The sequence below is a fragment of the Azoarcus sp. DD4 genome (assembly GCF_006496635.1).
Classification (GTDB): domain Bacteria; phylum Pseudomonadota; class Gammaproteobacteria; order Burkholderiales; family Rhodocyclaceae; genus Azoarcus.
The window spans coordinates 4,213,277-4,227,858 of record NZ_CP022958.1 but is presented as its reverse complement, the minus strand read 5'-3'; the positions used below and the strand labels follow the sequence as shown (position 1 = coordinate 4,227,858).

Sequence of the window (14,582 nt, the reverse complement as noted above, 5' to 3'; positions counted from 1 at the left end):
CCCCTGCGGCGGGCGCCCCTTCGTCTTGTCGATGCGACCGGATCAGACTTGCGGGTTCAGCTTTTGCGAGCTGCCGCAAAGCTTGTTCAGCGCGTTGAGATAGGCCTTGGCCGAGGCGACGATGATGTCGGTGTCGGCACCCTGGCCATTGACCACGCGGCCATCCTTGGCCAGCCGTACTGTGACTTCGCCCTGCGCATCGGTGCCGGTGGTGATGGCATTGACCGAATAGAGCAGCAATTCGCTGCCGCTGTTGGCGACCGACTCGATGGCCTTGAACGCGGCATCCACCGGGCCGGAGCCTTCCGAGCGGCTGTGCGTTTCCTGGCCGCCGACGGCAAGCGTGATCTCCGCCTGCGGTGTTTCGCCCGTCTCGGAATGAAAGCGGGTGGCGACCAGGCGGTAGTGTTCCTGTTCGGGCGTGACTGCTTCGTCGCTCATCAGCGCGTGGAGATCTTCGTCGAAGATCTCGTGCTTCTTGTCGGCGAGCTCCTTGAAGCGGGTGAAGGCGTGGTTGAGCTGCTCTTCCGAGCCGACCTCGATGCCGAGCTCCTGCAGGCGGGCGCGGAAGGCATTGCGGCCCGAATGCTTGCCGAGCACCAGCTTGTTGGCACCCCAGCCCACGTCTTCGGCGCGCATGATTTCGTAGGTTTCGCGGTGCTTGAGCACGCCGTCCTGGTGGATACCGGATTCGTGCGCGAAGGCGTTGGCGCCGACGATGGCCTTGTTCGGCTGCACCGGGTAGCCGGTGACCTGCGAAACGAGCTTGGAGGCTGGCACGATCTGGGTGGTGTCGATGCGGGTTTCGACCGGGAAGACGTCGGCACGGGTGCGTACCGCCATAACCACCTCTTCCAGCGAGGCATTGCCGGCGCGTTCGCCGAGACCGTTGATGGTGCATTCCACCTGGCGCGCACCGGCCATCACGGCGGCGAGCGAGTTGGAGACCGCGAGACCCAGGTCGTTGTGGCAATGCACCGACCAGATCACCTTGTCGGCGCCGGGCACGCGTTCGATCAGGCTGCGGAGGGTGCCTGCGTACTGTTCGGGCACGTTGTAGCCGACAGTGTCGGGCACGTTGATCGTCGTCGCGCCAGCCTTGATGACGGCTTCGAAGATGCGACAGAGGAAGTCGAGTTCGGAACGGCCGGCGTCCTCCGCGGAGAACTCGACGTCGTCGGTGTATTCGCGCGCCCAGCCGATCGCCTTGACCGCCTGCTCGACGACCTGATCGGGCGTCATCCGCAGCTTCTTCTCCATATGGATGGGGCTGGTGGCGATGAATGTGTGGATGCGGCCGCGTGCTGCCGGGCGGATCGCTTCGCCGGCACGGCGGATGTCGTTCTCGTTGGCGCGGGCGAGGCCGCAGACCGTGGATTCCTTGACGGCCTCGGCGATCGCCCTCACGGACTCGAAGTCACCGTTGGAGGCGGCGGGAAAACCCGCTTCGATGACATCCACCCGCATGCGTTCGAGCTGGCGGGCGATGCGCAGTTTCTCGTCGCGCGTCATCGAGGCGCCGGGGCTTTGTTCGCCGTCGCGCAAGGTGGTGTCGAAGATGATCAACGCGTCTTTCATGGTCGGCTCCTGGGGGCATTCAAGATTGCGGGTACGACGCACCGCGGGCACGGGTGCGCCGGCAGCAGGGAATACGTCACGAGGGGAAGGGGTCTTTTTAGCGCGCGGGGCGCAGCAGCGGGCCGAGCAGCAGCAGGCTCGCCGGGAGAGGGCGAAGCGACAAGGGAGAAAGGTCGCGTTCGAAAGTCATGCGCCGCACTATAAAGCAGCGATTTGCGTCTGTGCAAGCCCTGCCGGGCGCATGGCGGCGATAGCGGAAAGCGATGGAATCGGGCGCTCCAGCAGTTGCGGCGGGCGCCCCGGGCTGCTCAACGACGGCTGCTCATCATGCTCGCGTGCGCCGCTTCCAGCTGGCGCCACTCGGATGCGGTCCACAGCTGTTGGTGACGGCGCAACTGGCTGAGGTCGCGGTCGGCCGCGATGCGTCGCGTCAGGCGCGGGCGCATTTTCTCCAGGTCGAGCAGGGCGACTTCCGGCGTGTCGGCGCTCCAGCGCACCATGATGTGCTTGTCGTACAGGCAGCCATGCTGCAAGCGCGCACGATGCAGGATGCCGATGGTGTGGCCGACGGCTGCGGCAAGCCTGATGCGTCGTTCGGCGTCCAGTGCCTGCGCCGACAGCGGTGCAAATCCGGCAAGGGCGCGGGTTGCGAGTACCGCGTCGACCTTGCCGTATTGCTGGCGGACTCCGTGATAGAGCACCTGCGGCACGATGATGCCGAGGGCGCCGACCCGGTTGAGGTAGAAATGCTCCCGACTCGCGGTCGGCCAACCGAACGGATGGCCGGCGCTGCGACAAAGGTGGTTGTGCTGGCGCTTGACGTAGCACGGCACTCCGTTCCACGTTGCACGTACGACGCCGCTCCAGCCGCCCCGGCGTTCGTTGGGTGTCTCGACGAACTCCCCCGACAGCGACCACCATGCGTCGAAGTCGTAGCGTTTGTCGTGGGCTGGGGTGAGGCCGGGGGCGAGCGTGCTTGTCATTTGCCCACCCGCCGCAGCACATACACGCGCCACATGGCATACAGCGGCAGAAAGTCGAAATGACCGAGGATGTCGAAGCCGGCTGTGTCGAACTCTTTCTCGATCTGGCGCGCGGGGATCACAAAGCGGTTCTGGATGCCGCGCCGCGTGCCGAGGTCGCGGACGCGCTCGAGGCGGGCGCGTTTCCAGGCCTTGTAGTTGCCGTCCACCCACAGCGACACGATCACGGTGTCGCGGGTGACCCGGTGGAACTCCCGGAGCATGGTCAGGCGATGGGCGGATTCGCCGATGTGGTGCAGCAGGCGCATGCAGAAAATGCAGTCGACGGCCTGATCAGGCAGCTTGATGTCGAAGGCCGAGGTCTGAAAGGTCTTTACCCGGCTGCTCACTTCCGGGGCTTGCGAGCTGCGCGCCACGGCTAGCATGTCGGCCGAGTTGTCGGCGGCGAGGATCACCCTGTTCGGCTGTTCCGCCAGCAGTGGCCAGAAGCGCCCGGCACCGCTCGGAAGATCGAGCACCAGGGTTGGATCGCTGGCGAGATGCAATGCTTTGCGTGCGAGTTGCTCGTCGCGGGCATGCGACAGGCGACGGGCCAGGCCGTCGCGGTGCTTTTCGAAATAGGCGGTCGCGTGACTGTGGTCGTATTTGTCGGAGAAAGGCAGCTGTACAGGGGGTTGGCCGGGGGCGCGCATCGTGGGCTCCGTGGGGGTACGGAGCGATAGCCTAGGGGGGCGGCTGTGACCGGTTCGTCAGCCGTCCGTGAAAATTCCGTTAGGCCTCAGGCCTGCCCGAGCCGGACGTGGAAGGCGCAGCCGCCGCCAGGGGCTTCGTCCAGCGTGATCTCCCATCCCTGGCGGGTGCAGATGCGTTGTACCAGCGAAAGCCCCAGGCCGATGCCGTCACCCCGGCTGCTGCCTCCGCGGACGAAGGGCTGGAAGATGCTGAGCCGCTCTTCGGTCGGAATGCCGGCGCCGGTGTCGATGACGCTGAAACCGTCGGCCTGCAGGCGCAGGCGCACGCCGCCGCGGTCGGTATAGTGAAGTGCGTTGCGCAGCAGGTTGGAGATGACGGCCCGCAGCAGTGGTGCCGGGTAGTTGCCGCCGATGATCTCCGGCTCCGTCTCGAGGCTCAGCTGCAGCTTCCTCAGCCTGGCGTCTTCCGACCAGCGGTCGATCTGTTCCGCCGCCACGGCCTCCAGGGATGCGCTGCGGATGGCGCCGTTGCCCGCCGCCGTGCCGCGGGCGAGGCAGAGGAAGGTCTCGATCAGCTCGCGCATCTCTTCGCAGGATTTCTGCAGCCGGAGCAATTGTTCATGCTCGCGGGTGCCGGCCGGCAACTCCTCCAGCAACAGCTCGCAACTGCTGGCAATGGCCATCAGCGGGGTGCGCAGTTCGTGGCTGACATCGCTGGTGAACAGGGTTTCGCGCTGCAGGGCCTGGCGCAGTTGTCCCAAGGTGTTGTCGAAGGCGCGGGCGAGCTGGCCGACCTCGTCGTCGGCATAGTCGGCGGCGAGCGGCGGTGCGAGCGGCAACAACTGGTCGCGATGCCGGACCTGGCCGGCGAGCCGGACCACCGGTGCGATTACCTTGCGTGCCATCGCCACGCCGAAACCGTAAGCGATCGCGACGCTGAGCGCGAAGCCACCCCAGACGATGGTGAAAATGGTGTCCTCGCGGGTCTCGAAGTCCTCCTGGTCGAGCAGCAGCACGTAACGCATGCCGTCCTGGTCGCGGACCAGGGTTTCGTACTCGGTGTCGTCGCGGGTGATCTCCTGGAAGCCGGGATTCAGGTTCTGCAGCCAGTCGGGCAGGGGCGGGTCGTCTGGGCCGCCGGTGCGGTGCAGATAGAGCCCGGCGCTGAGCCTCAAGGAGGCGGCCCCTTCTCCGCTGTCGATGACGAAGTCGAGCTGGCGATCCATGGCTTCGGTGACGAGCTGGTCCTCCGCCAGGCTGATCGCCGTCGTTACACCGATGGAGAACAACCCGGCGACGGCGCCCGCCATCAGCGTGAAGGCGAGGACGATGCGGCGGACGAGGCTGCGTTCAGCCTTCATCGGTGGTGGCGATCAGCCGGAAGCCGACGCCGTGCACGGTGTGGAGCAGCGGGGTCGGGAATGGCTTGTCGATTTGTTGTCGCAAAGCATGGATGTGACTGCGCAGACTGTCGCTGTCGGGTGGTTCATCACCCCACAACGCGCTTTCCAGGACTTCGCGCCGTACCACGGCAGGGCTTTTCTGCATCAGGACCGCCAGCAGCTTGAGACCGATTGGTCCGAGGTGCAGCGCCTGGCCGGCACGGCTTACTTCCAGCGTATCGAGGTCGTAGTCGAGATCCGCCACCCGCAGCAGCCGGCGCCCGCCGCCCCGCGTGCGCTTGAGTACCGCCTCGATGCGGGCAACCAGTTCGGACAGTGCGAAGGGTTTGGTCAGGTAATCGTCGGCGCCGGCACGAAAACCCGTGAGGCGGTCGTCGAGGGCGTCGCGTGCGGTCAGCATGATGACTGGGGTGTCACTGCGTTCGCCCTCGCGCAGGCGCTGGCACAGCGTGTAGCCGTCCATGCCCGGCAGCATCACGTCGAGCACGATCAGGTCGAAGTGCTGGGTAGCGGCCAGATGCAGGCCGGTGAGCCCATCCTGCGCACAATCGACCTCGAAACCCTTGAGCGTCAGGTAGTCGGCGAGGTTGGCGAGGATGTCGCGATTGTCTTCGACGATCAGCAGGCGGGTCGCCATGGGTGACTCCGGTGAGGTCGTGTTTGCAGGCGCGGGCCGGGCGCAGGGCGACGAGCCCAGGCCCGGCAGGAGGGTCAGTCGCCCGCAGCGTCAGTGTCACCGCCGCTGCGCTCGCGGATGGCCGCCTGTCGGCGACGCCGCCCAACCAGGCGCCAAGCCCACATCACGTAGCCCGAGGCCGCATAGGCAACGAACAGTGCGAACAGGACGCCCGGCGGATAGCTGGACACCAGGGCGAAGGCCATCACCAGCGCGATGACGACGATGAAGGGCACGCTCTTGCGCAGGTTGATGTCCTTGCCGCTCCAGAACAGCACGTTGCTGACCATGGATACGCCGGCCACGATGGTGAGGAAGCAGGCGTACCAACGGACGTCCTGGCCGGAAATGCCGTTGTCTATGGTGACCCACACCAGGCCGGCGATCAGTGCCGCCGCGGCCGGGCTGGGCAGGCCCTGGAAGTAGCGCTTGTCGACCACGTCGATGTTGGTGTTGAAGCGTGCCAGCCGCAGTGCGGCGCCTGCGCAGTAGATGAAGGCGGCGATCCAGCCGAGCTTGCCCATGTCCTTCAGGGCCCATTCATACACCACCAGCGCCGGTGCGGCACCGAAGGAGACCATGTCGGAGAGCGAGTCGTACTCGGCGCCGAAGGCGCTCTGGGTGTGGGTGAGGCGGGCGACGCGGCCGTCGAGGCTGTCGAGCACCATGGCGATGAAGATAGCCACCGCGGCAACCTCATAGCGTTGGTTCATCGCCTGGACGATGGCATAGAAGCCGGCAAAGAGTGCTGCGGTGGTGAACAGGTTGGGCAGGATGTATATCCCGCGGCGACGCTTTTCGAGCGCAATCAGGGGCGTGCGATCAGGATGGTCCACGATGAGGGATCGGGCTGAAGGGAAGGGTCATTCTAGCGCATCGGGCTGGCGGCCGCCTTCGGCGGCGGTCGTCAGCCCCACGGCGGTAAACGCAAAAGGGCCGGAAACCGCCCGCGGCGGTTCCGGCCCATGCAGCCTTGAAGCGGCTTAGTTCTTGGACTTGTCGACCAGCGCCTTGGCCTTGATCCACGGCATCATGTCGCGCAGCTGGCCACCGACCTGCTCGATCGGGTGCTCGGCATTGAGGCGACGACGCGCGGTCATGCTCGGGTAGTTGGTTTTGCCTTCCTGGATGAACATCTTGGCGTACTCGCCGGTCTGGATGCGCTTCAGGGCAGCGCGCATGGCTTCGCGCGACTGGGCGTTGATGACTTCGGGGCCGGTCACGTACTCGCCATACTCCGCGTTGTTGGAGATGGAGTAGTTCATGTTGGCGATGCCGCCTTCGTACATCAGGTCGACGATCAGCTTGAGCTCGTGCAGGCACTCGAAGTAGGCCATTTCCGGCGCGTAGCCGGCTTCGGTCAGGGTTTCGAAGCCCATCTTGACCAGCTCGACGGCGCCGCCGCACAGCACGGCCTGTTCGCCGAAGAGGTCGGTCTCGGTCTCTTCCTTGAAGTTGGTCTCGATCACGCCGCCCTTGGTGCCGCCGTTGGCCGCCGCATAGGACAGCGCGATGTCCTTGGCCTTGCCGGACTTGTCCTGGTAGACCGCGATCAGCGACGGCACGCCGCCGCCGCGCAGGTACTCGGAGCGCACGGTGTGGCCCGGGCCCTTGGGCGCGACCATGATCACGTCGAGGTCTTCACGCGGCACGACCTGGTTGTAATGCACGTTGAAGCCGTGGGCGAAGGCCAGCGTGGCGCCCTTCTTGATGTTGGGCTCGACTTCTTCCTTGTAGACCTGCGGGATGTTCTCGTCCGGCAGCAGGATCATGACGAGATCGGCGGCCTTGACGGCCTTGGCGATTTCTTCGACCTTCAGGCCGGCGGCCTTGGCCTTGTCCCACGAAGCGCCGCCCTTGCGCACGGCGACGGTGACCTTGACGCCCGAGTCGTTCAGGTTCTGGGCGTGGGCGTGGCCCTGCGAGCCATAGCCGACGATGGTGACCTTCTTGCCCTTGATCAGGGAGAGGTCGGCGTCCTTGTCGTAATAGACTTTCATGTTTTTCCTTTCAGCTTTCTAGGGCGGGGAGTGTAGGCCAGTGAGTAGGGCAGTGAGCCGGCGGCGGCCATGATGGGAGCCCGGCCGTGAACCCTAAAACGGCGGGAAGAATCAGAGTTTCAGCACGCGGTCGCCGCGGCCGACGCCGCACACGCCCGAACGTACGGTTTCGAGGATCAGCGCCGGGTCGATCGCGCCGATGAAGGCGTCCAGCTTGGACTGGTTGCCGGTCAGCTCGATGACGTAGGACGCGTCGGTGACGTCGATGATGCGGGCGCGGAAGATGTCCGCGGTGCGCTTCATTTCCTCGCGGTCCTTGCCGGTGGCACGGACCTTGATGAGCATCAGCTCGCGCTCGATGTGCGCGGCTTCGGAGATGTCGACTACCTTGACCACTTCGACCAGCTTGTTCAGCTGCTTGGTGATCTGCTCGATGATGTCGTCCGAGCCGGTGGTGACGATGGTCATGCGCGACATCGAGGCGTCTTCGGTCGGCGCCACGGTCAGCGACTCGATGTTGTAGCCGCGCGCAGAGAACAGGCCGGAGACGCGCGACAGCGCGCCGGATTCGTTTTCGATCAGCAGGGAAATGACGTGACGCATGGTGATTTCGGTCCGGAGCGGGTTAGGCGAAGTGCGGGCTGAACTGGCGGGGAATCAGAGGTCTTCGGCCGAGAGGATCATCTCGGTCAGACCCTTGCCGCCTTGCACCATCGGATAGACGTTTTCCGTCGGATCCACCTGGAAATCGAGGAAGACGAGGTCGTTCTTGTGCGTGGTGAAGGCCTCGCGCAGCGCGCCTTCGACGTCGGCCGGCTTGTCCACGCGGATGCCGATATGGCCATAGGCTGCGGCGAGCTTGGCGAAGTCGGGCAGCGAATCCATGTAGGACTCGGAGTAGCGGCCGCCGTGGAAGAGCTGCTGCCACTGGCGCACCATGCCGAGGTAGCGGTTGTTCAGGTTGCAGATCTTGATCGGCAGGCGGAACTGCTTGCAGGTCGACAGTTCCTGGATGCACATCTGGATCGAAGCTTCGCCGGTCACGCAGGCCACCGTTGAATCGGGGTGGGCGAACTGGGCGCCCATCGCGTAGGGCAGGCCGACGCCCATGGTGCCCAGGCCGCCGGAGTTGAGCCAGCGACGCGGCTTGTCGAAGCGGTAATACTGCGAGGCCCACATCTGGTGCTGGCCGACGTCGGACGTGATGAAGGCGTCGCCGCCGGTGACTTCCCACAGCTTCTGCACGACGAACTGCGGCTTGATGATCTCGTCCGAGTTCTTGAATTCCATGCACTTGCGGCTGCGCCATTCCTCGACCTGCTTCCACCAGGTGGCGAGGTTGGAGGCGTCCGGCCGCGTCGGCGAGGCTTCGAGCTGACGGATCATCTCTTCGAGCACGTCCTTGAGGTCGCCGACGATGGGTACGTCGACCTTCACGCGCTTCGAGATCGACGACGGATCGATGTCGATGTGGATGATCTTGCGCGGCTCTTCGGCGAAGTTGGCCGGGTTGCCGATGACGCGGTCGTCGAAGCGGGCGCCGACGGCAAGCAGCACGTCGCTGTAATGCATCGCCATGTTGGCTTCGTAGGTGCCGTGCATGCCGGGCATGCCGAGGTATTGGCGATCGGAGGCCGGATAGCCGCCCAGACCCATCAGCGTGTTGGTGACCGGGAAGCCGAGCAGGCGGGTGAGCTTGGTGAGCTGTTCGGCCGCATTGGCGAGTACCACGCCGCCGCCGGTGTAGATCATCGGGCGCTTGGCTTCGAGCAGCAGCTGGACGGCCTTCTTGATCTGGCCCTGATGGCCCTTGACCACCGGGTTGTACGAGCGCATCGAGATCTCTTTCGGATACTCGAACTCGCACTTGGCGATCGTGATGTCCTTGGGGATGTCGACCAGCACCGGGCCGGGGCGGCCGGTCTTGGCGAGGTAGAAGGCCTTCTTTATGGTCGCCGCGATGTCGCGCACGTCCTTCACCAGGAAGTTGTGCTTGACGCAGGGGCGGGTGATGCCCACGGTGTCGACTTCCTGGAAGGCATCCTGGCCGATCGCCGCAGTGGGCACCTGGCCGGAGATGATGACCATCGGGATCGAGTCGCAGAACGCCGTGGCAATGCCGGTGACGGCGTTGGTGGCGCCCGGGCCGGAAGTCACCAGCGCGACTCCGACCTTTTCGGTGCTGCGCGCGAAACCGTCGGCGGCGTGCACGGCAGCCTGCTCGTGGCGGACGAGTACGTGGCGGACCTGTTCCTGCTGGAAGAGCGCGTCGTAGATGTACAGCACGGCACCGCCAGGATAGCCGAACACGTATTCGACCTTTTCTTCCTGCAGGCACCTGATTACAATTTCGGCTCCGGTCAGCACCATCGCAAACTCGCTCAGATCACGTTCAAAGAAACAGCGAACGTTACCGGTCGCGGGGGGATTGGTCAAGGCTGCGGCAGTGCCGCCACGGCGCGCCGCTTGATCGGGCTTCTCAAGGACTTACCGCTGGCTTCCCGGGTCGAACTCTCCGCGTTTCTCGCAGGCGTTGAAAAGCGCGCGTTCAAACAGGCCGTCTGGTCCTTGCGCGACGAAGAGGCTGCCCTGGATGCGGTGCAGGACGCCATGCTCAAGCTGTCGTCGCGCTATGGCGACCGTCCGGCCGATGAGTTCCCGATGCTGTTCCAGCGCATCCTGCAGAACGTCATCCTCGACATGCACCGGCGGCTCAAGGTGCGGCGCACCTGGGTGTCGCCGCTGTCCGCCTTGACGGTGGAGACCGAGGAAGGCAACGATCCGCTCGACACGCTTGCCGACGGCCGCGATGAAGCCACCGCGGACACGCCGCACGGACAGTTCGAGCGCAAGCACCTGCTCGGGCTGATCGAGCGCGAGATTGCCCGGCTGCCGAATCGTCAACGGGAGGCTTTCCTGCTGCGTTACTGGGAGGAAATGGATATCGCCGAGACGGCCGAGGCGATGGGCTGCTCCGAGGGCAGCGTCAAGACCCACTGTTCGCGCGCCACGCACACGCTGGCCGCGGCCTTGAAGGCGAGGGGAGTAAGGCCATGAAGCAGGTGGCACACAACCGGACGGCAGCGGAGGAATCCCTGGACGAACAGGCGTTCGGACGGCGCGTCGCCATGCATCTCGGCGTCGCTGCCCACGATCTCGACGACGTCATCGTGCAGCGCCTGAGGGTGGCGCGTGAGCGCGCGTTGCAGGCCCATCGTCCGCAGGCCGGCCTGCTGGGCCGGCTGGCGGGCTCGCTGGCATTGGGCATGGCCGGCGCACGGGTGCGGCAGGCCTGCGCCCTGCTGGCGGTCATAGCCCTGTTGTACGCCGGCGACTACTGGACGAACTGGTCGCAACTGATCGACCTCGAAGAACTCGACGCGGCGCTGCTGGCCGACGAACTGCCAATCGACGCCTATCTGGACGCGGATTTCACCCGATGGTTGCAGCAAGACTCGCGGTCCTGATCGCCGGGCTTGTCCTGTCCTGCGCCGCCGCGGCAATCACGCCGGGCGGCGTGCCGCGCTGGTCCGAGCTTGGCGAGCGGCAGCGCGAGGTGCTGGCGCCGTTGGTGGAAGAGTGGAATGACATGGCTGTGGCCCAGCGGCGCAAGTGGCTGGGCATCGCTGCCCGCTACGACCGTCTGTCGACCGACGAGCAGCTGCGCCTGCAGGGACGCATGCGCGACTGGGCGCGGCTGCAGCCCGACGAACGCGATCAGGCGCGCGATCGTTATCGCGCCCTGCGCAACATGCCGCCGGAGAAGCGCGGCAATCTCAACGCCGAATGGGAGCGATACCAGAACCTGCCACCCGAGGCGCGCAAGCCACGGGTGGTGGACGTGCCACAGCGTTCCGGCGGCACGATTTCCGGGCAAGACAATCGATGAGTCGAACGAGCAAGGAGCGCGGCGCGAAGGCCGCGCGTAGCGTTGCGCCGGATGCTTCCGCGCGCGTCGTGGTGGAGCTGGCCGGCCTGCGGCGGCGGCTGGCGAGCATGCTGTACGAATCCATGCTGCTGCTCGGCGTGCTGGCGCTGACCTTCATGGTGCCTTACCTGATCGTGGGCGGCGTGTTCCAGGTGTCGCCGCCGGGCTGGTTTGCGTGGCTGCACCTGTTCACGGTGCTCGGCTGCTACTTCGTCTGGTACTGGCGGCGTAACGGCCAGACGCTGGCGATGCAGACCTGGCGCCTCAAGCTGGTCGATGCCGACGGCCGGCCGCTCGGACTGACGCGTTGCTGGCTGCGCTATGCATTGGCCTGGCCGTCGGTGCTGCTGTTCGGCATCGGGCTGCTGTGGGCGCTGGTAGACCGTGATCACCAGTTCCTGCACGACCGGCTCGGCGGCAGCCGGCTGGTGCTGTTGCCGCCCGCCATCAAGGGCTGAACAACGCCTGGCCGGCTCAGCCGCGAGTTGTCCGGCGCGGGTTGGATGACATCGGGGCGGCTGAAGGAGGCCCGGCGCGGCGATAACGGTTATATTCGGTGCAATGCTCCAGCATCCGCACCCACATGGATAGAACATCCGAGGCCGTCATTGGCCTGCCGCCGGCGACGGCGCATACTAGGCCCGCAGAGGCCGTGCTCGATGCGCTGGCGGTCGATCGCAGCGACGGGCTGAGCAGCGCCGAGGCGGCGGAGCGGCTGGCTCGTTGCGGCGCCAACGCCTTGCCGCCACCGCCGCGCCGTGGCGCGCTGATGCGCTTCCTGCTGCAGTTTCACAATGTGCTGATCTATGCCCTGCTGGTCGCCGGTGCGATCACGCTTGCGCTCGGCCACCTGGTCGATGCCGGTGTGATCTTCGGCGTGGTGGTGATCAACGCGGTGATCGGCTTCCTGCAGGAAGGCAAGGCCGAACGCGCGCTCGATGCCATCCGCAACATGCTGTCGCTGCAGGCGCAGGTGCTGCGCGACGGGCGTCGCATCAGCCTGGCGGCCGACGCGCTGGTGCCGGGCGACATTGTCTTCCTCGCCGCCGGCGACAAGGTGCCGGCCGATCTCAGGCTGGTCGAGGTGCGCAGTCTGCGCATCGACGAGGCCACCCTCACCGGGGAATCGCTGGCGGTCGACAAGGGCACCGGCGAAGCCGCCGAGGATGCCCCGCTCGGCGATCGCACCTGCATGGCCTACTCCGGCACGCTGGTTACCTACGGACAAGGTGTCGGCGTCGTCATCGCCACCGGCGCGATCACCGAGATCGGTCGCATCAGTGCGCTGCTCGATGCGGTGGAGGAAATGAGCACGCCGCTGCTGCGGCAGATCTCCGGCTTCAGCCGCAGCCTCACCTGGGGGATCCTCGCGATCGCCGCACTGGCTTTCGCCTTCGGCATCCTGCTGCGTGATTATTCGCCGGGGGAGATGTTTCTTGCCGCGGTCGGTCTCGCCGTGGCCGCGATCCCGGAAGGCCTGCCGGCCATCATGACGATCACGCTGGCGATCGGCGTGCAGCGCATGGCCAGGCGCAACGCCATCGTGCGCAGGCTACCTGCGGTCGAGGCGCTCGGCTCGGTGACCGTGATCTGCTCCGACAAGACCGGCACGCTGACCCGTAACGAAATGACGGTGCAGCAGGTGATCACCGCGGATGGCCCGGTGATGGTGTCGGGTGGCGGTTACGGGCCGGCGGGCGGTTTCGCCCGCCACGGGCGCGAGCTGGAACTGGCTGACGAGCCGGTGCTGGCGGCTATCGGCCGCGCGGTGCTGTTGTGCAACGATGCTGCCCTCGCGCACGTCGACGGTAGCTGGCAGGTGGTCGGCGACCCGACCGAGGGCGCCTTGCTCACGCTTGCGGCCAAGGCCGGGCTCGACGCCGCCTTCGAGCGCGAGGCGCTGCCGCGCACCGACGTGATCCCGTTCGAATCCGAACACCGCTTCATGGCGACGCTGCATCACGATCACGATGGCCAGGGCACCGTGCTGTTGAAAGGCGCGCCGGAACGGCTGCTCGGTTTGTGCAGCCGTCAGCTCCATCAGGCGGGCGAGCACGCGCTGGCCCCCGAAGCCTGGCTGGGCGCGATCGAGGCGCTGGCCGCGCAGGGCATGCGCCTGCTGGCAGTGGCGATGCGCCGGGGGGAGGACGCGCTGGGCGCGCTCACTTTTGCGGATGTCGAGCGTGGCGAGTTCACGCTGCTGGCCGTGCTGGCGCTTGCCGATCCGCCGCGCGACGAGGCGGTGCGCGCGGTGGCCCGCTGCCTGACTGCCGGGATAGACGTGAAGATGATCACCGGCGACCACGCCGCCACCGCCGGCGCCATCGGTCGCCAGCTCGGCCTCGCAGCGGAGCTGCGGGTGCTGACGGGCGCGGACATCGAGCGGCTGGATGACTCGCATCTCGCCGAGCTCGTGGTCGATACCCATGTGTTTGCCCGTGCCAGCCCGGAGCACAAGCTGCGCCTGGTGCGCGCGCTGCAGGCGCGCGGCGAGGTGGTGGCGATGACCGGTGACGGCGTGAACGACGCCCCGGCGCTCAAGCGCGCCGACGTCGGCGTCGCCATGGGCCAGAAAGGCACCGAGGCGGCCAAGGAGGCAGCCGAGATGGTGCTCGCCGACGATAATTTCGCTTCCGTGGCCGCTGCGGTGGAGGAAGGTCGCACCGTATACGACAACATCCGCAAGGCCATCGCCTACATCCTGCCGACCAACATCGGTCAGGCCGGCATGGTGTTCTTCGCCGTCCTGTTCGGGCTGACGATGCCGATCACGCCGGCGCAGATACTGTGGGTGAACATGATTACCGCCGTCACGCTGGCGCTGGCGCTCGCCTTCGAGGCGCCGGAGCAGGACATCATGCAGCGGCCGCCGCGCAACCCCGCGGAACCCTTGCTTACACGCTTTCTCGGCTGGCGCATCGTTTTCGTCGGCCTGTTGCTGGTGGGCGGTGGCATGGGGATGTTCCTGTGGGAGGTCGAGCGTGGCGCCAGCCTCGATGCCGCACGGACCGCGGCGGTGAACGCCTTGCTGATCGGCGAGGTCTTCTACCTTTTCAATGTGCGCAGCTTTTCCGGGTCCATCCTCAATCGTGCCGGTTTTTTCGGAAACCGCTACGTCCTGATCGCGATTGCGCTGTTGCTGGTCTGCCAGGCATTCTTTACCTACTGGCCCACCATGCAACACTTGTTCGGAACCGAGTCCCTCGGCGTCGATGCCTGGCTGCGCATCCTTGCTTTCGGCGTGGCGGTGCTGTTCGCCGTCGAAGCCGAGAAGGCCTGGCTGCGCTACCGCGATGACAGGGCCCATGACTGATGGAGGAGA

At 66.0% G+C, this 14,582-nt stretch carries 14 protein-coding genes; 5 read left to right on the top strand and 9 right to left on the bottom strand.

What is annotated here, in order from left to right:
- Positions 1-42 precede the first annotated feature (42 nt).
- The 9 genes from CJ010_RS19540 to CJ010_RS19500 all read right to left on the bottom strand — a co-directional run bounded on the left by CJ010_RS19540 (position 43) and on the right by CJ010_RS19500 (position 9,642).
- A complete protein-coding gene (locus CJ010_RS19540) occupies positions 43-1,578 on the bottom strand; it encodes a 2-isopropylmalate synthase (protein WP_141019602.1) in 1,536 nt (511 codons plus the stop codon).
- A gap of 308 nt (positions 1,579-1,886) precedes the next feature.
- Positions 1,887-2,561, bottom strand: coding sequence for a lipopolysaccharide kinase InaA family protein (locus CJ010_RS19535; RefSeq protein ID WP_141019601.1), 675 nt, complete (start codon positions 2,559-2,561; stop codon positions 1,887-1,889).
- Entirely contained in the window at positions 2,558-3,253 is a 696-nt protein-coding gene (locus tag CJ010_RS19530; RefSeq protein ID WP_141019600.1) for a class I SAM-dependent methyltransferase, read from the bottom strand. The genes CJ010_RS19535 and CJ010_RS19530 overlap by 4 nt, the downstream gene beginning before the upstream one ends.
- Before the next feature lie 86 nt (positions 3,254-3,339).
- Complete coding sequence (locus CJ010_RS19525) at positions 3,340-4,614, bottom strand: HAMP domain-containing sensor histidine kinase (protein ID WP_141019599.1); 1,275 nt, start codon at positions 4,612-4,614, stop codon at positions 3,340-3,342.
- Positions 4,604-5,293, bottom strand: a complete 690-nt coding sequence (locus CJ010_RS19520; protein WP_141019598.1) for a response regulator transcription factor — start codon at positions 5,291-5,293, stop codon at positions 4,604-4,606. Before CJ010_RS19520 ends, CJ010_RS19525 begins: the two co-directional genes overlap by 11 nt.
- A 74-nt stretch (positions 5,294-5,367) precedes the next feature.
- Positions 5,368-6,168: a CDP-diacylglycerol--serine O-phosphatidyltransferase gene (pssA, locus tag CJ010_RS19515; RefSeq protein WP_205754826.1), complete on the bottom strand. Its 801-nt coding sequence runs from the start codon at positions 6,166-6,168 to the stop codon at positions 5,368-5,370.
- 147 nt (positions 6,169-6,315) lie between these two features.
- Positions 6,316-7,332 (bottom strand): ketol-acid reductoisomerase, encoded by a 1,017-nt coding sequence (ilvC, locus tag CJ010_RS19510; RefSeq protein ID WP_141019597.1) that lies wholly within the window; start codon positions 7,330-7,332, stop codon positions 6,316-6,318.
- Positions 7,333-7,443: 111 nt separating this feature from the next.
- Positions 7,444-7,935 carry an acetolactate synthase small subunit gene (gene ilvN / locus CJ010_RS19505; RefSeq protein ID WP_141019596.1) on the bottom strand — a complete coding sequence of 164 codons (492 nt, stop codon included), beginning with the start codon at positions 7,933-7,935 and terminating at the stop codon, positions 7,444-7,446.
- A gap of 54 nt (positions 7,936-7,989) precedes the next feature.
- On the bottom strand, positions 7,990-9,642 hold the full coding sequence (locus tag CJ010_RS19500; protein ID WP_240794418.1) for an acetolactate synthase 3 catalytic subunit: 1,653 nt from the start codon (positions 9,640-9,642) through the stop codon (positions 7,990-7,992).
- Here CJ010_RS19500 and CJ010_RS19495 point away from each other — a divergent pair.
- The 5 genes from CJ010_RS19495 to CJ010_RS19475 all read left to right on the top strand — a co-directional run bounded on the left by CJ010_RS19495 (position 9,571) and on the right by CJ010_RS19475 (position 14,573).
- Positions 9,571-10,389, top strand: coding sequence for an RNA polymerase sigma factor (locus tag CJ010_RS19495; RefSeq protein WP_240794417.1), 819 nt, complete (start codon positions 9,571-9,573; stop codon positions 10,387-10,389). The genes CJ010_RS19500 and CJ010_RS19495 overlap by 72 nt on opposite strands.
- Complete coding sequence (locus CJ010_RS19490) at positions 10,386-10,799, top strand: DUF3619 family protein (protein WP_141019594.1); 414 nt, start codon at positions 10,386-10,388, stop codon at positions 10,797-10,799. The genes CJ010_RS19495 and CJ010_RS19490 overlap by 4 nt, the downstream gene beginning before the upstream one ends.
- A complete protein-coding gene (locus CJ010_RS19485) occupies positions 10,772-11,221 on the top strand; it encodes a DUF3106 domain-containing protein (protein WP_141019593.1) in 450 nt (149 codons plus the stop codon). The genes CJ010_RS19490 and CJ010_RS19485 overlap by 28 nt, the downstream gene beginning before the upstream one ends.
- On the top strand, positions 11,218-11,718 hold the full coding sequence (locus tag CJ010_RS19480; RefSeq protein ID WP_141019592.1) for an RDD family protein: 501 nt from the start codon (positions 11,218-11,220) through the stop codon (positions 11,716-11,718). Before CJ010_RS19485 ends, CJ010_RS19480 begins: the two co-directional genes overlap by 4 nt.
- 125 nt (positions 11,719-11,843) lie before the next feature.
- Positions 11,844-14,573: a cation-transporting P-type ATPase gene (locus tag CJ010_RS19475; protein WP_141019591.1), complete on the top strand. Its 2,730-nt coding sequence runs from the start codon at positions 11,844-11,846 to the stop codon at positions 14,571-14,573.
- Positions 14,574-14,582: the final 9 nt, after the last annotated feature.